This is a genomic window from Mesorhizobium sp. M0954, from assembly GCF_040319155.1.
In the GTDB taxonomy this organism is placed as follows: Bacteria; Pseudomonadota; Alphaproteobacteria; order Rhizobiales; family Rhizobiaceae; genus Mesorhizobium.
This window is the reverse complement of sequence record NZ_JAMYNR010000016.1, coordinates 73,718-91,258: the sequence shown is the minus strand read 5'-3', so window position 1 is coordinate 91,258 and position 17,541 is coordinate 73,718. Positions and strand designations below refer to the sequence as shown.

18 protein-coding genes are annotated in these 17,541 nt (G+C 62.8%); 17 read left to right on the top strand and 1 reads right to left on the bottom strand.

Annotated features, from left to right (window positions below; genetic code table 11):
* Positions 1 to 204 precede the first annotated feature (204 nt).
* The 16 genes from ruvC (at position 205) to ftsH (ending at position 14,069) form a co-directional block, all read left to right on the top strand.
* Positions 205 to 717 (top strand): crossover junction endodeoxyribonuclease RuvC, encoded by a 513-nt coding sequence (ruvC, locus tag NKH93_RS21915; protein WP_352972034.1) that lies wholly within the window; start codon positions 205 to 207, stop codon positions 715 to 717.
* A gap of 56 nt (positions 718 to 773) precedes the next feature.
* Positions 774 to 1,043 carry an AbrB/MazE/SpoVT family DNA-binding domain-containing protein gene (locus NKH93_RS21910; protein WP_352972031.1) on the top strand — a complete coding sequence of 90 codons (270 nt, stop codon included), beginning with the start codon at positions 774 to 776 and terminating at the stop codon, positions 1,041 to 1,043.
* The gene (locus NKH93_RS21905) at positions 1,021 to 1,443 is read left to right on the top strand and encodes a type II toxin-antitoxin system VapC family toxin (RefSeq protein WP_352767618.1); all 423 of its coding nucleotides are present in this window, start codon (positions 1,021 to 1,023) and stop codon (positions 1,441 to 1,443) included. Before NKH93_RS21910 ends, NKH93_RS21905 begins: the two co-directional genes overlap by 23 nt.
* Positions 1,444 to 1,456: 13 nt before the next feature.
* Positions 1,457 to 2,077, top strand: coding sequence for a Holliday junction branch migration protein RuvA (gene ruvA / locus NKH93_RS21900; RefSeq protein ID WP_352972028.1), 621 nt, complete (start codon positions 1,457 to 1,459; stop codon positions 2,075 to 2,077).
* A gap of 40 nt (positions 2,078 to 2,117) precedes the next feature.
* Positions 2,118 to 2,402, top strand: coding sequence for an AbrB/MazE/SpoVT family DNA-binding domain-containing protein (locus tag NKH93_RS21895; protein ID WP_352972026.1), 285 nt, complete (start codon positions 2,118 to 2,120; stop codon positions 2,400 to 2,402).
* Between the two features lie 46 nt (positions 2,403 to 2,448).
* On the top strand, positions 2,449 to 3,489 hold the full coding sequence (gene ruvB / locus NKH93_RS21890; protein ID WP_352972023.1) for a Holliday junction branch migration DNA helicase RuvB: 1,041 nt from the start codon (positions 2,449 to 2,451) through the stop codon (positions 3,487 to 3,489).
* 125 nt (positions 3,490 to 3,614) lie between these two features.
* On the top strand, positions 3,615 to 4,085 hold the full coding sequence (gene ybgC, locus NKH93_RS21885) for a tol-pal system-associated acyl-CoA thioesterase (protein WP_352471199.1): 471 nt from the start codon (positions 3,615 to 3,617) through the stop codon (positions 4,083 to 4,085).
* 295 nt (positions 4,086 to 4,380) lie between these two features.
* Complete coding sequence (gene tolQ, locus NKH93_RS21880) at positions 4,381 to 5,091, top strand: protein TolQ (protein ID WP_023677997.1); 711 nt, start codon at positions 4,381 to 4,383, stop codon at positions 5,089 to 5,091.
* Positions 5,092 to 5,100: 9 nt separating this feature from the next.
* Positions 5,101 to 5,559, top strand: a complete 459-nt coding sequence (gene tolR, locus NKH93_RS21875; protein WP_023677996.1) for a protein TolR — start codon at positions 5,101 to 5,103, stop codon at positions 5,557 to 5,559.
* 7 nt (positions 5,560 to 5,566) lie between these two features.
* Positions 5,567 to 6,733 carry a cell envelope integrity protein TolA gene (gene tolA / locus NKH93_RS21870; RefSeq protein ID WP_352500781.1) on the top strand — a complete coding sequence of 389 codons (1,167 nt, stop codon included), beginning with the start codon at positions 5,567 to 5,569 and terminating at the stop codon, positions 6,731 to 6,733.
* Positions 6,734 to 6,761: 28 nt separating this feature from the next.
* Positions 6,762 to 8,072: a Tol-Pal system beta propeller repeat protein TolB gene (gene tolB, locus NKH93_RS21865; protein WP_352471197.1), complete on the top strand. Its 1,311-nt coding sequence runs from the start codon at positions 6,762 to 6,764 to the stop codon at positions 8,070 to 8,072.
* Positions 8,073 to 8,237: 165 nt separating this feature from the next.
* Positions 8,238 to 8,507 (top strand): four helix bundle protein, encoded by a 270-nt coding sequence (locus NKH93_RS21860; RefSeq protein WP_352972020.1) that lies wholly within the window; start codon positions 8,238 to 8,240, stop codon positions 8,505 to 8,507.
* A gap of 238 nt (positions 8,508 to 8,745) precedes the next feature.
* A complete protein-coding gene (gene pal, locus NKH93_RS21855; protein WP_023677992.1) occupies positions 8,746 to 9,252 on the top strand; it encodes a peptidoglycan-associated lipoprotein Pal in 507 nt (168 codons plus the stop codon).
* Positions 9,253 to 9,439: 187 nt separating this feature from the next.
* Entirely contained in the window at positions 9,440 to 10,549 is a 1,110-nt protein-coding gene (ybgF, locus tag NKH93_RS21850; protein ID WP_352540300.1) for a tol-pal system protein YbgF, read from the top strand.
* A gap of 54 nt (positions 10,550 to 10,603) precedes the next feature.
* Positions 10,604 to 12,037, top strand: coding sequence for a tRNA lysidine(34) synthetase TilS (gene tilS, locus NKH93_RS21845; protein ID WP_352972017.1), 1,434 nt, complete (start codon positions 10,604 to 10,606; stop codon positions 12,035 to 12,037).
* A gap of 106 nt (positions 12,038 to 12,143) precedes the next feature.
* Positions 12,144 to 14,069 (top strand): ATP-dependent zinc metalloprotease FtsH, encoded by a 1,926-nt coding sequence (gene ftsH, locus NKH93_RS21840; RefSeq protein ID WP_023677989.1) that lies wholly within the window; start codon positions 12,144 to 12,146, stop codon positions 14,067 to 14,069.
* A gap of 530 nt (positions 14,070 to 14,599) precedes the next feature.
* On the opposite strand, the gene NKH93_RS21835 is transcribed toward ftsH, so the two are convergent.
* Complete coding sequence (locus NKH93_RS21835; RefSeq protein WP_502893708.1) at positions 14,600 to 15,262, bottom strand: hypothetical protein; 663 nt, start codon at positions 15,260 to 15,262, stop codon at positions 14,600 to 14,602.
* Positions 15,263 to 16,136: 874 nt separating this feature from the next.
* Between NKH93_RS21835 and glmM the strand changes: the two genes are divergently transcribed.
* Positions 16,137 to 17,489 (top strand): phosphoglucosamine mutase, encoded by a 1,353-nt coding sequence (glmM, locus tag NKH93_RS21830; RefSeq protein WP_352471193.1) that lies wholly within the window; start codon positions 16,137 to 16,139, stop codon positions 17,487 to 17,489.
* Positions 17,490 to 17,541: the final 52 nt, after the last annotated feature.

The window sequence follows — 17,541 nt, the reverse complement described above, 5'->3', positions numbered from 1 at the left end:
AGTTATTCAAACGACGAGACTAGCGCCGCTTTCTGCGCTTCCGGTGCTCGCGTACTTATGTACGCTCCGCTCCGGTTCTCGAAAACCAAGCCATCTGTCTCGCCAGAGCGACTCTCAAACATTCTCTAAACAGACTCGGCTTGCTGTTTCTGGTTTGTTCACATTTCGCTGGCATCGCTGTCCCCCCGAAGGTAGACTTGACGGATGGGGGAAGCGATTCGCATCATCGGCATCGATCCGGGGCTGAGGCGCACCGGCTGGGGCATCGTCGAGAGCCTCGGCAATTCGCTGCGCTTCGTCGCTTCCGGCACGGTGCGGTCCGACGACAAGGCCGCGCTGGCGGTGCGTCTTTGCCAATTGCATGACGGGCTCGCCGAGGTCCTGCATGCCGCGATGCCGCACGAGGCGGCGGTCGAGCAAACTTTCGTCAACAAGGACGCGGCGGCGACGTTGAAACTTGGCCAGGCACGCGGCATCGCCATGCTGGTGCCGGCGCGTGCCGGCCTTGTCGTTGCCGAATATGCGCCAAACGCCGTCAAAAAGGCGGTGATCGGCGTCGGCCATGGCGACAAAAAGCAGATCCACATGATGGTCAAGGTGCTGATGCCGAAGGCGACGTTCGACAGCGATGACGCTGCCGACGCGCTGGCTATCGCCATCTGTCACGCGCATCACCGGCAGAGCATCGCCTACAGGATGGTGGCGCTGGCCGGATAAGGTTGTTCTTGACTTGTTCTCCAGTGGGCAATAAGTAATACCAACGAGGTATTACCATGCGCGTTACCACCAAGGGCCAAGTGACCATCCCGAAGGAAATACGGGATCATCTGGGTATCAGCCCGGGCTCGGAGGTGGAGTTCGTCCCCACCGAGGACGGGGCTCGTGTCATAGCCGTCGACGAAAACATGTCGGAGGAGGAAGCCTCGCGCAGATTCAGCCAGATGCTCGGCCGTATGGCCGGTACGCTGGATCTGGGAGGCATGACGGCGAACGAATATATGGAATGGCTGAGGGGCCCACGTGAAGATCTCGACATTGATTGACACAAATGTCCTGATCGACGTTTGGGGTCCTGCCGGACGGGAGACGAAATGGTCGGCATCCGCGATTACCGCATGCCGGCGCGACGGCGCACTCGTAATCAATGCAATCGTCTGGTCCGAGCTCGCGCCGTTGATTGCGACCGAACAGGCCCTTCGCCAAGCAGTCGACATGCTCAAGATGGATCGCGAATTCCTGCCGTGGGAAGCAGCCTTCCTCGCTGGTCTCACGCACTCGCGCTATCGCCGGGCCGGCGGCATTGGCGAACGAACGCTGCCGGATTTCTTTATCGGCGCCCATGCGGTTGTCGCCGGGCATCGGCTGCTGACGCGCGATGCCGCGCGCTATCGCAGCTATTTCCCGGACCTCGATATCATCTCTCCGGAAACCCACCCGGCATGATCGGCAAGCTCAAATGATCGGCAAGTTAAAAGGCACGCTGGACGAGATCGACGAGGATTTCTGCGTCGTTGACGTGCATGGCGTCGGCTACGTCGCCTACTGCTCGGCGCGCACGCTGGCGGCATTGCCGCGGCCGGGCGAGGCGGTCGTGCTGTTCATCGAGACCTATGTGCGCGAGGACATGCTGCGGCTCTATGGGTTCCAGTCGGTGCTGGAGCGCGAATGGTTCCGGCTGTTGATGAACAATGTGCAAGGCGTCGGCGCCAAGGTGGCGCTGGCCATCCTATCGACGCTGGCGCCGGCCGATCTCGCCAATGCGATTGCGTTGCGCGATATCGCCATGGTCAGCCGTGCGCCGGGCGTCGGCAAGAAGGTGGCCGAGCGCATCGTCACCGAATTGAAGAACAAGACGCCGGCCTATGCGGGCACTGCCTCCGGCACCATCGGCCTGAAGCAGGAGCTCGGCGAGGGCGTCGCCTCGGCGCCGATCACCGATGCCGTCTCGGCGCTGGTCAATCTCGGCTATTCGCGAGACACCGCCGCCAATGCAGTGGCGGCGGCGCTGAAGACGGCAGGCGAAGAGGCGGACGCGTCGAAGCTGATCCGCTTCGGGCTGAAGGAGCTGGCACGGTGAGACGTTGCCCGACAAATAAATTCCGACTAGGAACAAGAGCATGGTCGGATATGCAAGCTTGACCTCCAGGGGGCAGCTTACGATTCCAAAGAAAGTCCGGAACGAGTTGTCGCTCAAGTCAGGCGATACTGTTGCGGGGACGGTCGTGGATGGTCTCCTGATAGGAACGCCGCGCAATCTCGAATTTGCCGACGTCGCTGGATTTCTAGGCGATCCACCTGACGGGCCTGCTGCGCTGGAACAGATCGACGCGGTGGTAAGAGATGCAGTGGGCCGCCATGTTGTTGGCAAGGAGCACGGCGACGAACGAGAGGGTGCCGGGTGACGTTGATCGGTATCGATACAAACTTTTTCTTTCGGGCGGTATGCGCATGAGCCTTTCGCCACGCCTCATTGCTCCCGACAGACGCGGCGAGGACGCCGAGCAGACCTTGCGGCCGCAGACGCTTGGCGACTTCGTAGGCCAGGCGGCGGTGCGGGCCAATCTCAAAGTCTTCATCGAGGCCGCCAAGGGCCGCAGCGAAGCCCTCGACCATGTGCTGTTCGTCGGCCCGCCCGGCCTCGGCAAGACGACGCTGGCGCAGATCATGGCGCGCGAGCTCGGCGTCAATTTCCGCTCGACCTCGGGTCCGGTCATCGCCAAGGCCGGTGATCTCGCGGCGCTGCTCACCAACCTCGAAGACCGCGACGTGCTGTTCATCGACGAGATCCACCGGCTCAACCCGGCGGTCGAGGAAATCCTCTATCCGGCGATGGAGGATTTCCAGCTCGACCTGATCATCGGCGAGGGGCCGGCGGCGCGCTCGGTCAAGATCGACCTGGCCCGCTTCACGCTTGTCGCCGCCACCACCCGGCTCGGCCTTTTGACCAACCCGCTGCGCGACCGCTTCGGCATTCCGGTGCGGCTCAATTTCTACTCGGTCGAGGAACTCGAGCAGATCGTGCGGCGCGGCGCCCGCATCCTTGCCATGCCGCTCGGCGGCGACGGTGCCTTGGAGATCGCCCGGCGGGCGCGCGGCACGCCGCGCATCGCCGGCCGGCTGTTGCGCCGGGTGCGCGACTTCGCCAGCGTTGCCGGCGACGGTCATGTCGACCGCAAGGTCGCCGACGAGGCGCTGACGCGGCTGGAGGTCGACGGGCTCGGCCTCGACGCGCTCGACCGCCGTTATCTGTCGATGATCGCCCGGAATTTCGGCGGCGGGCCGGTCGGCATCGAGACCATCGCGGCCGGGCTTTCCGAGCCACGCGATGCCATCGAGGACATCATCGAACCCTTTCTGATCCAGCAAGGCTTCATCATGCGTACCCCGCGCGGCCGCGTGCTGGCGGCCAATGCCTGGCGGCATCTCGGCCTCGACGCGCCAAAGGACCTGGCGCAGCAGCAGATCAGCCTGTTCCAGGAAGAACCCTAAGTTCCGCTGCTTATGGCTTCGGTGCTGGCAGTCCCCGGCCCAGCCCTCCAGGTCTTGATCATCGCCGGTCTATGCGCAAAACAGGTGTTGCTTGAAACAGGGCCTGTCGGGCCAAAAGGACAGCAATGGACGATCACGGTGAATCGGCATTGTCCGCCGGACTTTCCGGCGCGCTCACGGAATTCGGCCATCGATTGATGGCGCGGGTCTATTATGCAGACACCGATTTTTCCGGCGTCGTCTACCACGCGCGCTATCTCGAATTCTTCGAGCGCGGCCGGTCCGACTATCTGCGGCTGGCCGGCGTCCACCACACCGAGCTTGCCGACGGCAAGCATGGCGAGAAAATAGTCTGGGTGGTGCGGCGCATGGAGATCGATTTCCGCGGTTCGGCCCGCATGGATGACATCCTGACCATCGATACGCGCACCGAAGACATTTCCGGCGCCCGCATCGTCATGGCGCAGCAGTTGAAACGCGGCAGCGAAGTGCTGGTCGAGGCGCGGGTCGAAGCGGCGATCGTCGGCGAGAACGGCCGGCCGCGGCGCTTTCCCAAGGATTGGGTGGCAGCCTTCATGCCCGGAACGCGCAAATAAGAGTTCAGAGGCGGAAGATCCGGAGCTCCCGGTCGAGGCGAGGATCGCCGGGCTGGTCGTCGGGGCGCGGCAATGCGCCGCGCTGTACGTCCTAACCCATCCTTAACCATAACGGTCCATGAAGGGATTGGTTAAGATTGGAAGAATCCAAGCGCCTTCCTTTCACCAATATTTGCCCCGAAAAGGCCGCCAACGGTGCATTTGGGGTTATTCCGCAAGCTTAACGCGAACGGACCACAAGGGATGCCCATGGGCCAGCCGCCAGCCACGCCCGGAAAATCTTTAAGGACGTAACATGGAAAACATCGCTCTCGCCGAACCGGGCGCGCATTTATCGATTTGGGCCTTGTTCATGCAGGCCGGTTGGGTGGTCAAGCTGGTCATGATCGGGCTGCTTGGTGCCTCGATCTGGACCTGGGCGATCATCGTCGACAAGCTCGTCGCCTATGCCCGCATGCGGCTGGCGCTCAACCGCTTCGAACAGGTGTTCTGGTCGGGGCAGTCGCTGGAAGAGCTTTACCGCACGCTCGCCGACCGCAAGACGACCGGCATGAGCGCGATCTTCGTCGCCGCCATGCGCGAATGGAAGAAGAGCTTCGAGAAGGGCGCAAAATCGCCGCTCGGCCTGCAGACCCGCATCGACAAGGCTATGGATCTGGCGCTGACCCGCGAGATGGAAAAGCTGGAAGGGCGGCTCGGCTTCCTCGCCACCACCGGCTCGGCGGCGCCCTTCATCGGCCTGTTCGGCACCGTGATCGGCATCATGACCTCGTTCCAGGCGATCGCCGCTTCGAAGAACACCAGCCTGTCGGTGGTCGCGCCCGGTATCGCCGAAGCGCTGCTGGCGACGGCCATCGGCCTGCTCGCCGCCATCCCCGCCGTCATCGCCTACAACAAGCTGTCGTCCGACGCGAGCAAGATCGCCGTCCGCATGGAAGGGTTCGCGGATGAGTTCTCCGCCATACTCTCGCGCCAAATCGATGAAAAAGTCGCGCAGAAGGCCTGAGGAACGATCATGGGAATGTCTGTAGGCGCGGGTGGCGGAGGACGCGGTGGTCGAGGCCACAGGCGGCGCGGCCGCCATCACGCGATGATATCGGAAATCAATGTCACGCCGATGGTCGACGTGATGCTGGTGCTGCTGATCATCTTCATGGTCGCCGCACCCATGTTGACGGTCGGCGTGCCGGTCACCCTGCCGGAGACGAAGGCCAAGGCGATGAACGCCGATACCCAGCCGATTACGATTACGATCGACGGCACAGGCAAGATCTTCGTACAGGAGACCGAAATCCCGCAGGAGGAGCTGATCGCCAAGCTGAAGGCGATTTCTAAGACCGGCTACGAAGAGCGCATTTACGTCAAGGGCGACAAGACCACCAATTATGGCGACGCGATGGTGGTGATGGGTCTCATCCAGGACGCAGGCTACAAGAACCTCGGCCTGATTACACTGCCGAAACAGGATCAATAAACGCGAGATGAGGACCGGCCTCACCACATCGGTGATCTTGCATACGGTGGCGATCGCCTTCGGGCTGTTCACGCTGTCGGCGCCGGCTGCGCTTCCGTCGTCCGATGTCGAGTCGGTCGCAGTCGACATTGTGCCGATGGAGGCCGTCTCGCAGGTTTTGCAGGGCGACAAGAAAGCCGTGATGCACGAAAAGCCGGCGCCGCTGCCGACACAGCGTCCCGACATCGTTCCCGATGCCCAGAAAGTCGGCGAGAACAGCATCGATACCGACAAGCCGCCGACGCCTGAGGCCAAGCCCAAGCCGGTCGATATGACGGCGGCTCCGCCACCCGCGCCGACGCCGGTCGAAAAGCCCAAGCCCGAGGACGTGCCGAAGCCGCCGGAAAAGCCGAAGCCTATTCCCGCAACGGAGGTAGCGCCGGTGCCGCAGCCGAAGGAAGAGGTCAAGCCCGAACCGGTCAAGCAGACCGATCCCAAGCCGACGCCGGCCAAGGAGCCGACGCCCACGCCGCCGCAGGACAAGACCGCCGCGATCGATCCGCAGCCCGAGGTCAAGCCGGATGCCGTCGCCGAGGCGATTGCCAAGCAACCGCCGACCGAGGAGGCGCAGCTTCCGGACTCGGCGCCGGCGCCCGAGGCTCGGCCGAAGCCGCAGCCGGCCCAGGCTGAAAGCGCGAAGGCGCCGGAGCGCAAGGACACCGACAAGCCGGTCAAGGAAGCCTCGTCCAGGCCGAAATCGGACGACAAGCAATTCAATGCCGACGAGATTTCGGCGCTGCTGGACAAGCAGAAACCGTCCGGCGGCGGCGCCAAGCGCTCGACCCAGCAGGCTTCGCTCGGCGGCGAGAAGAACCAAGGCACCAAACTCTCGCAGAGCGAGCTTGATGGCCTGAAGGCCCAGATCAAACGCTGCTGGAGTGTGACACCCGGCACATTCGATGGCGACAGCCAAAAAGTCACCATCAGGATGAAGCTCACTCAAAATGGCGAGATCGACGGCGCTCCGGAAGTCGGATCCGCAGGCGATGGCTCAATGGGCTCCCGAGTTGCCTCGGAAGCAGCGCGGCGCGCAGTGCTGCGATGTGCGCCCTACAATCTGCCCGTCGCAAAGTATGACGGCGAACTGGGATGGAACGAGGTCGAGGTCAATTTCATCCCCAGCGACATGTATTGATTGCCGAGAGAACAACGAGGCTGAACGAATGAAGAAGTTGCTTACGACGCTGATGCTGATCGGCACGATTGCGACCGCCATGAGCGGGCTCGCCACGCTGCCGGCAAAGGCGTTGGTCCAACTCGATTTGACTCAACCCAATATCGAGCCTCTGCCGATCGCCATCACCGACTTTCAATCGGGCGACGCGTTGGGCGCGGAGATATCGGGGATCGTCATCGACGATTTGAAGCGCTCGGGCCTGTTTGCTCCGATCGACAAGAGCGCTTTCATTGAAAAGATCTCCAACCCGGATGCCACGCCCCGCTTCGAGGACTGGAAGGTAATCAACGCCCAGGCTTTGGTCACCGGCAGCGTCGGCAAGGAAGCCGACGGCCGTGTCCGCGCCCAGTACCGGCTGTGGGACGCCTTCGCCGGCCAGCAGCTCTCGGGCGAACAGTTCTTCGCCAACGACGCCAATACCAGGCGCGTCGGCCATATCATCGCCGATGCGATCTACGAGCGGCTGACCGGCGAGAAGGGCTATTTCGACACGCGCGTCGTCTTCATCGATGAGTCCGGTGCCAAGAATGCGCGCAAGAAGCGGCTTGCCATCATGGACCAGGACGGCGCCAACGTCCGCTATCTCTCGAACGGCAAATCGATCGTGCTGACGCCGCGCTTCTCGCCGAACCGGCAGGAAATCACCTACATGTCCTACGAGAGCGGCCAGCCGCGGGTTTACCTTTTGCAGATCGAGACGGGGCAGCGCGAGCTGGTCGGCAATTTCCCCGGCATGACGTTTGCGCCGCGCTTTTCGCCGGACGGCCAGAAGGTGATCATGAGCCTGCTGCGCGATGACGGCAATTCCAACATCTTCGCCATGGATCTGAGAAGCCGCTCGACGACCAGGCTCACCAATTCGACCGCGATCGACACCTCACCGTCCTACTCGCCTGACGGCAGCAAGGTGGTGTTCACCTCGGATCGCGGCGGCCGCGCGCAGATCTATGTGATGGGCGCCGACGGCTCGGGCCAGACCCGCATCTCGTTTGGCGACGGCGTCTATTCGACGCCGGTGTGGTCGCCGCGCGGCGATCTCATCGCCTTCACCAAGCAGACCGGCGGCGAATTCCAGATCGGCGTCATGCGCACCGACGGTTCGGGTGAGCGCATCCTGTCCACCGGCTTTCAGCAGGAAGGGCCGACCTGGGCGCCCAACGGCCGGGTGCTGATGTTCTTCCGCGATTCCAATGGTGGACCAAAACTTGTTTCGGTCGATCTCACCGGCCGCAACGAACAGTCGATCCCGACGGCGAACTTCGCCTCGGATCCGGCCTGGTCGCCGCTGCTGGAGTGATGGAAGAAGAACTGAGGAATTGAAGAACTGACGAGTTGACGAGTTGAAGAACTGAAGAATGGAGAAGGCAGGGGTCTACATCGAGCACGCGAGGGATTTAGAAGTCTATAAGCGTGCCTATGCGGTTTCCCTTGGGGTACACAGAGCCACGCTTGCTTTTCCGAAATGGAGCAATACGCGCTCGCCGATCAACTACGTCGTTCCAGCAAGGCGATCTGCGCCAATTTCGCCGAAGGCTTTGCTAAACAGACTCACTCCAAGCCCGAATTCGCACGCTTCATTTCGATGGCCATAGGATCATACAGTGAGGTGGAGACCTGGATTTCGTATGCGTTCGACCTCGAGTACATCACGCAGGCGCAACGCGACGATTGGTTGCAATCCTATGCCCGTATCTACGGAATGCTGGTCAATCTCAGAGAGAAGCTGAGGTGATCTCTTTGCTCAATTCCTCAATTCCTCAATTCCTCGGTTCTTCAGTTCCTCAATTCCCTCTTTTTCATGTTTTAGCCGCATTTCCGCCTACGGTCCGCGCTCATTGTCGCCCCTCGGCAGAACGGTTGCGGACGGCAGCCGAAAACCAAATTTTAACCGTGTTTCTTGAGCGCCGGTTAACCCAAACGTGGTTACTGGACGATCAATGAAATCACTCGAATTGCGAAGGAGAGGCGGCATGGGCCGTATCGCAGCACTTACCACAAACCCGGTCATGATCGCGCTGGTCGCGATGCTCGCGATCACCGGTTGCGCCTCGAAGAAGACGCCGAACAGCGCCGCCGATCTCGGCCTCAACGGCGCCGGCGCGGCAACGCCCGGATCGGCCCAGGACTTTACCGTCAACATCGGCGACCGCATCTTCTTCGACACCGATTCGTCCTCGATCCGCGCCGATGCGCAGACGACGCTGTCGCGCCAGGCGCAGTGGCTGAACCAGTACAAGCAGTATGCCATCGTCATCGAAGGCCATGCCGACGAGCGCGGCACGCGCGAATACAATCTGGCGCTCGGCGCCCGCCGTGCTGCCGCCACACGCGACTTCCTGGTCGCCAAGGGTGTTTCGGCGCAGCGCCTGAAGACCATTTCCTACGGCAAGGAGCGTCCGGTCGCGGTTTGCGACGACATCTCCTGCTGGTCGCAGAACCGCCGCGCCGTTACCACGCTGGGCGGCGCCGGTTCTTGATCGGCAAAAATGCAACACTTGGTGCGAAAGGCGGCCGCAGGGCCGCCTTTTTCATATCTGCTCGCTCCAAACAAAATTTGGCCGAAGTCTCACGTCCTGTTAAGAGCCGAGAGCGTCTGGCTAGTCCCAGTTGGCTGGTCTACTTCGAATGAGAGGCGCGCAACAATGGTTTCACGGCGAGAGGCACATGCATTTCAGATCGGTCTTGAGCGGCACGCTTGCGCTGCTGCTCGTATCAAGTATCGCGGCACTTGCTGACGGGGCAAACGGCACCGGGCAGTCATCGGAAAGCGGTTTTTCCTTCCACCTGCCGACGATCAAACTGCCCGGCATTTTTGGCGAAAAGAAAAAGCCGGATCAGGTTCAATTCGCGCAACAGGATGGCACCGGCACTCCGGCGCTGGAGGAACAGCTCCGGCAGATGAATGGCAAGATCGAGGAACTCAATTTCCAGGTCCTGCAGATGCAGGAGCAGATCCGCAAGCAGCAGGAAGACAACGAATTCCGCTTCCAGCAGCTGGAAGGCGGTCCGCAAGGCGCGCAGCAGCCGGCCGAGCAGAAGAAGTCCGAGGCCGCGCCCAGCAGCGACAGCCCCAATGGCGACGGTAACGTGGCGGAGGCGCCGGCAACGCCGGCTCCAGCCGCTGCGGACGCGCCGCCAGCAGGCGATAAGAGCGTCGAGGACGTCATCGTCGAATCGCCCAACGGCGATCCCGGCAAGCTGATCCCCGGCGCGCCGCCCAAGACGTTCGGCACCATCACCGTCGACAAAAACGGCAATGTCGTCGAAGCCGATGGCAATGCGCAAGCGAATGCGCCGCGGCAGAATACGGCCCCAGCCAACGGCGCCAGCGCAGCCGGCAACAAGGCCGGTAAATCCGATGATACGGTGGTCGCGGCACTCCCGTCGACCAACGATCCGGAAGAGCTTTACCGCAATTCTTACCAGTTCATCCTGTCGGGCGACTACAGCACCGCCGAACAGGGCTTCCGCGACCATATCGCCCGTTTTCCCAAGGACGCCAAAGCAGCGGACGCGCATTACTGGCTTGGTGAATCGCTGCTCGGCCAGCAGAAATACCGCGATGCGGCCGAGACTTTCCTCGCTGCCAGCAAGGACTATCCCAAGGCCAAGAAGGCGCCAGACATGCTGCTGAAGCTCGGCGTTTCACTGGTCGGGCTGAAGCAGCGCGACGTGGCCTGTGCCACTTTCAGCGAGATCGGCAAGCGCTACCCCGATATTTCCGGCGCGCTCAAGGAGCGGGTCAAGCAGGAAAGGGCACTCGCGGCGTGCTAGTTTTTCCGTTGCGTGTCGTTGCCGCAAAACCGGGCCCACGCTTGGGCGACATGCATGACGCTCGACAGCGAGCCTGACCTTTCGGATTTTTCGCGGATCGACTTTTCCAACGGCGCTGTTGCGGCCGTGTCCGGCGGCAGCGACTCGACCGCCCTTCTCCTCCTCCTCAAAGCCCATCTCGATCGTAACGCCCCGGCAACGAAATTGCTGGCGGTAACGATCGATCATCAATTGCGGCCGCAAGCGGCAGCGGAAGCGCAAGCCGTGGCCAGGCTGTGCGCGGCGCGCGGCATTGCCCATCGCATCCTCGCCTGGTCGGGGCACAAACCATCGACCGGCCTGCCCGCCGCCGCGCGCGAAGCCCGCTACCGGCTGCTCGCCGAGGCCGCCGAAGCGGCAGGCATCGGCCTGATCCTGACCGGCCACACCGCCGACGACCAGGCCGAGACCGTGCTGATGCGGCAAGCACGTGACGACGGGCCAGGTGAGGAGAGGCCGCGCGACGAAGCGCGGGGCCTTGCCGGCATGGCGCCGGCAACCCTCTACGAGTGGCGGCACTGGATCGTGCGGCCGCTGCTCGGCGTAAGGCGTGCTGAGCTGCGCGAATTCCTGCGGCGTGAACAGGTTGTCTGGATCGAAGATCCGACCAATGCCGACACCGCTTTCGAGCGGCCGCGCGTCCGCGCAGCACTTGTTGAAGGCGACGATGCGCCTCGCATGGCTGAAGCTATGGCGCTGGCCAGCAAGGCGGCGGTCGAGCGTGAGCAGCTGGGACATCGCGCGGCCATGCTGATCCGCAGCTTGGCCTCCAGGCCGGCCGCCGGCCTCGTCCGGCTCGATCGGGATTTTGCGACGGCCGCCGACAGCCGGTCGGCCATTTATGCGCTGCGCATCCTGCTGGCGGCGACCGGCGGCACCGCCTTCCTTCCCGACCAGGCCCGCAGCGAAGCCCTTTTCGGCCGGTTCCGCACCGGGCCGCTTTGTGCCACATTGTCGCGGACCGTGATCGATGCCCGGCGTACCGGCATCTTTCTGCACCGCGAATTGCGCGATCTGCCGCCCCCTGTTGCGGTTTCCGGCAGTGCCCTGTGGGACGGCCGCAGACGGATCACATTGGGCGACAGTCCAGGTGCATTGTTGATCGCGCCGCTGTTGGTAGCACCGCTCGGGGCGGCTCTTGCCGCAAAGCGGGCAATTGCCGGGCATGGCACGCCGGCAAGCCTTGTGCGTGCCGCCCTGGCCGCCGAGCCGGCGCTCTGGCGGGATGGCGAATGCCTTGGTTTGCTGGGGGAAGGCCCGGGTTTGCCCGGGGAAGGCCCGATGCCGGCGGCTGTCGCCGCATATCCGGCAGTCGCGCCCTTCGCCCGTTTCCTGCCGTCCTTCGATCTGGCGCCGGCCGATGCCGTCGCCGCGTTGCTTGGCGCGGCGCCCGTTCCAGCCGTGCCGTTCGGCGGCCACAATGCCGGCCTACCACGGGCGAAAGCTTAACCGAGACCTGCTGTTATGCTTGGCAATGGGAGACGCTCTCCCTATGTTAGGGCCAAGTTTCCTCTCACGACGCGTGTCCGCCCAGCGGGCACCAACGGGACAATTGATGAATCCGAATTATCGCAACCTCGCGCTCTGGGCGATCATAGCGGTCCTGCTCATCGCTCTCTTCAATCTTTTCCAGACGCCGCAGACGCGTGGAGCCTCGAGCGATGTTCCCTATTCGCAGTTCCTGCAGGAAGTCGCGGCGGGACGGATCAAGTCGGTGACCATCGCCGGCGCCCGTATCTCCGGCAACTACACGGACAGTTCCAACGGTTTCCAGACCTATTCGCCTGGGGACCCGTCACTGGTTTCGCGGCTGCAGGACAAGAACGTCACCATCAACGCGCGTCCTGAATCCGACGGCTCCAATTCGCTGTTCGGCACCCTGATCTCCTGGCTGCCGATGATCCTCATCCTCGGCGTCTGGATATTCTTCATGCGCCAGATGCAGTCCGGTTCCGGCCGCGCCATGGGCTTCGGCAAGTCGAAGGCCAAGCTTTTGACCGAAGCACATGGCCGCGTCACCTTCCAGGACGTCGCCGGCGTCGACGAAGCCAAGGAAGATCTGGAAGAGATCGTCGAGTTCCTGCGCGACCCGCAGAAATTCCAGCGGCTCGGCGGCAAGATCCCGCGCGGTGTGCTGCTCGTCGGTCCTCCTGGAACCGGCAAGACGCTGCTCGCCCGCTCGGTCGCGGGTGAAGCCAACGTGCCGTTCTTCACCATTTCGGGCTCGGACTTCGTCGAGATGTTCGTCGGCGTCGGCGCAAGCCGCGTTCGCGACATGTTCGACCAGGCCAAGAAGAACGCGCCTTGCATCATCTTCATCGACGAAATCGACGCGGTCGGCCGCCATCGCGGCGCCGGCCTGGGCGGCGGCAATGATGAACGCGAGCAGACGCTGAACCAGTTGCTGGTCGAGATGGATGGCTTCGAATCCAACGAAAGCATCATCCTGATCGCCGCCACCAACCGGCCAGACGTGCTCGATCCGGCGCTGCTGAGGCCGGGCCGCTTCGACCGCCAAGTGGTGGTGCCGAACCCCGACATCGTCGGCCGCGAGAAGATCCTGAAGGTGCATGTGCGCAACGTGCCGCTGGCGCCCAATGTCGACCTCAAGGTGATCGCGCGCGGCACGCCGGGCTTTTCCGGCGCCGATCTGATGAACCTGGTCAACGAGTCCGCCCTGATGGCGGCGCGGCGCAACAAGCGCCTCGTCACCATGGCCGAATTCGAGGACGCCAAGGACAAGATCATGATGGGCGCCGAGCGCCGCTCGTCGGCGATGACACAGGCCGAGAAGGAGCTGACCGCCTATCACGAGGCTGGTCATGCCATCCTGGCGCTCAACGTGCCGTCGGCCGATCCGCTGCACAAGGCGACCATCATTCCGCGCGGCCGGGCACTCGGCATGGTCATGCAGCTGCCGGAAGGCGACCGCTATTCGATGAGCTACAAATACATGATCTCGCGCCTCGCCATCATGATGGGCGGCCGTGTCGCCGAGGAGTTCAAGTTCGGCAAGGAGAACATCACCTCCGGCGCCTCCTCCGATATCGAGCAGGCGACCAAGCTGGCGCGTGCCATGGTGACGCGCTGGGGCTTCTCCGACAAGCTCGGCCATGTCGCCTATGGCGACAACCAGGAGGAGGTGTTCCTCGGCCATTCGGTGGCGCGCACGCAGAACATCTCGGAAGAGACGGCGCAAATCATCGACGCCGAAGTGCGCCGGCTGATCGACGAGGCCTATTCAACGGCAAGGTCCATCCTGACCAAGAAAAAGAAGGAATGGATCGCGTTGGCGCAGGGCCTGCTCGAATACGAGACGCTGTCCGGCGAGGAGATCAAGCAGCTGATCGCCGGCAATAAGCCCGCGCGCGACCTTGGCGACGACACGCCGCCGAGCCGCGGGTCGGCCGTGCCGAAGTCCGGCCGCCGCAAGAAAGGCCCCGAGCCCGAAGGCGGCATGGAACCTCAGCCGTCAAGCTAGGCTCCGGCCCGGCACAGATCGACTTCGAAACGCCGCGGCTCTAACCGCGGCGTTTTCTCTTGGGGAATGCGACCCTTCCTGCATCGCAGGAAATTGGCGAAAGTGACGATGACGGCCAATCTCCCGCCTCGCGGGGGAGATGTCCGGCAGGACAGAGAGAGGCGCGAAGGAATGGGGGCCTTCTATCGGCCTCGTTGACGACTTCGGGAAGATCGACAAGGCGCGCCGGAGAATGAAGCTCGCATTTTTTGCCGGCGGCGCCACATTTTGTTCTTGCTTTGTGCCGGCAGCTATGCTACTAATCTGAGTATGGTGCCAATTGGCGCTGATGACCCGCCCGCCGAGGCGGGTTTTCTGCTTCTGGCTATGAGAGTTCCGGTGGTGCCGAGATCGATGTCGGCCGGACAGAGCCAAGAAACACGATCTGACAGTTGGTTCGACCTCGGAAGGCCCTCTCACTTGTTCGGCAGCAACAAAAAGCCCGCGAACCTTGCGGCTCGCGGGCTCATGTCGTCGGATGGTGGCGCCGGTCAGCTCTTCAGCTTGGCGTTGCAGAGGCTGTAGAAGCCGCCGCCCTTCTGGATCCACCTGAGGCCGCCCAGCGTGTTGGCGTCCTTGTTGGCGTAGTAGAGGTCGAGACAGGTGTGCATGCGGCCCTTGGCCGGGGTCTCGGTTGCATACTTCTTGGAGATCGCCGTCGGGAATTTCACGCCCTGGGGGGCGGTGATGGTCGGCGGTTGCGGATCGCCGGTGTATTTGGCATCGGGAGCCGGCAGGGTGTCGTCGTCGGCTGCGCCGGCGCCGCATTGGCTCTTGCGGAAGTCGTTCCACTTCATGCCGTTCAGCGTGTTGCCGGCCTTGGCAGCCTGATATTTGGCGCTGCAATCCGCCATGCTGACGCCTTTGCCGGTATCGGTCGCGGCGGCTGTCGTCGCCTTGGCAGGTGCCGCGGCGGGTTGTGCGGCTGCACTTGCGCCGGCGGCGCATTCACTCTTGCGGAAGTCGTTCCACTTCATGCCGTTGAGCGTGCCGGCAGCCTTGGCGGCCTGGTATTTGGTGCTGCATTCCTTGGCCGTCAGCCCAGGCGCTGCGTCATCGCTGCTGGCCGCCGCTGCTTTGGTCTTGGCGGCGGGTTGTGCGGCTGCCGTCGCGCCGGCGGCGCACTGGGTCTTGCGGAAATCGTTCCACTTCATGCCGTTGAGCGTGCCGGCAGCCTTGGCGGCCTGGTATTTGGTGCTGCACTCCTTCGCCGTCAGGCCCGGCGCCGCATCGTCGGCGGCGGCTGCCTTGGTCGTGTCGGCAGCCTTGGCCGTGGCTTTGGCTGGCGCGGGTTCGGTTGTAGCGGCGGAAGCATCGGTGCCGCATTGGGCCTTGCGGAACTGGTTCCAGTTCTGCCCGCCAAGCGTTCCCGCGTCCTTGGCCGTGTTATACTTGGTGCTGCACTCGGCCATGGTCAGCGCGCTGGCAGGCGCCGCCAGGAATAAGGTCGCGACGGCAAGACCCGTCAAAGTGGCAAGTCGGTGGATGAGCATGCGTTTTCTCCCTACGGCGGTTCATGATATGTCCCAGTGCAGCAATAGCGCTCAACGGCTGGTTGCGCCAGATGCTAAGTAGCGTAGAGACAAATTTAGAAGTGCATTCTTTTCTTTAAGGTGATGAATTCGTTGCCGGGACCGTCTCCCCGCCAAGTTCGTCCGGGTGCATTGCACGGAGCGCGCGCCTATGGCTGGTTCCCAGCGAGGACACTGCGTCGAATGACAGCCAGTCAAATCGGCGGCTGCGGCGGACCTGAGCCCACCGCTGTCTGGAGCAGCACGATGCGGATTCGGGTTCAAGGCCACACTGCCACAGCCCAAAGGATCCAGATGAGGTTTGAGTTGATGTTTCTGATGCTGCTGCCGCAACAAGGGCTCGGAACTTGAAAATCAACACACTAGCGTGACGTAAAACACACAAAACAACAATTTTCTAAGGATTGGTCGTCCATAATCATACAATGTGATGACGGGGCTTGGGCCATTTTATGGCATGAGATGCTCGGAAAGAACCATCGGGAAGCTGGCGAACATGGCAGGACATTATTTCGGTACGGACGGCATTCGTGGGCGCGCCAACAAGTTTCCAATGACGGCGGAGGTCGCCATGCGGGTCGGCATGGCCGCCGGCCTCTCGTTCCAGCGCGGCAGCCACCGCCACCGCGTCGTGCTCGGCAAGGATACCAGGCTTTCCGGCTACATGATCGAGAACGCCATGGTGTCCGGCCTGTGCGCCGCCGGCATGGATGTCTTCCTGCTCGGCCCGATCCCGACGCCGGCTGTTGCCATGCTGGTGCGCTCACTGCGCGCCGATATCGGCGTGATGATCTCTGCCTCGCACAACCCCTATTACGACAACGGCATCAAGCTGTTCGGCCCCGATGGCTACAAGCTGTCCGATGAGATCGAGGAGCGTATCGAAGGGATGCTCGACAAGGATATCGAACTGGCGCTCGCCGATTCCGATGGGCTTGGCCGCGCCAAACGCGTCGACGGCGTGCATGACCGCTATATCGAATTCGCCAAGCGCACGCTGCCGCGCTCGATGTCGCTGTCGGGCCTGCGCATCGTCGTCGATTGCGCCAATGGCGCCGCCTACAAGGTGGCGCCCGACGCGCTGTGGGAACTCGGCGCCGAGGTCGTTGCCATCAATGTCGAGCCCAACGGCTTCAACATCAACAAGGAATGCGGCTCGACTCATCCGGCCGGTCTGCAAAAGAAGGTGCACGAGGTGCGCGCCGATATCGGCATTGCGCTCGACGGCGATGCCGACCGTGTCGTCATTGTCGACGAGAACGGCGCGATCGTCGATGGCGACCAGATCATGGCGCTGATCGCCGAATCCTGGCAGCAGAGCGGACGGCTGGCCGGCGGCGGCGTCGTCTCGACGGTGATGTCCAATCTCGGCCTCGAACGCTTCCTCGGCGACATGAACCTGCAGTTGCATCGCACCAAGGTCGGTGACCGCTATGTCGTCGAGCACATGCGTGCCCATGGACTCAATGTCGGCGGCGAACAGTCGGGCCACATCGTGCTGTCCGATTTCTCGACCACCGGCGACGGCCTCGTCTCGGCGCTCCAAGTGCTCGCCTGCATCAAGCGGCATAACCGACCGGTCAGCGAACTGTCGAAGAAATTCGAGCCGGTGCCGCAGCTTTTGAAGAATGTGCATATTTCCGGCGGCAAGCCGCTGGAGGAGGCGCCGGTCAAGGCGGCGATCGAAGATGCGCGCAATCGCCTCGGCAAGGCCGGGCGCCTGGTCATCCGGCCATCCGGCACGGAGCCGCTCATCCGCGTCATGGCGGAGGGCGACGACCCGCAGCTTGTCGAGTCCGTGGTCAACGACATCGTCGAGGTCATTTCGGAAACGCGCAGCGCCGCCTGATCTCCCTCCAACATCGGTTCAAAAGCCCGCCTTGCCGGCGGGCTTTTTTATT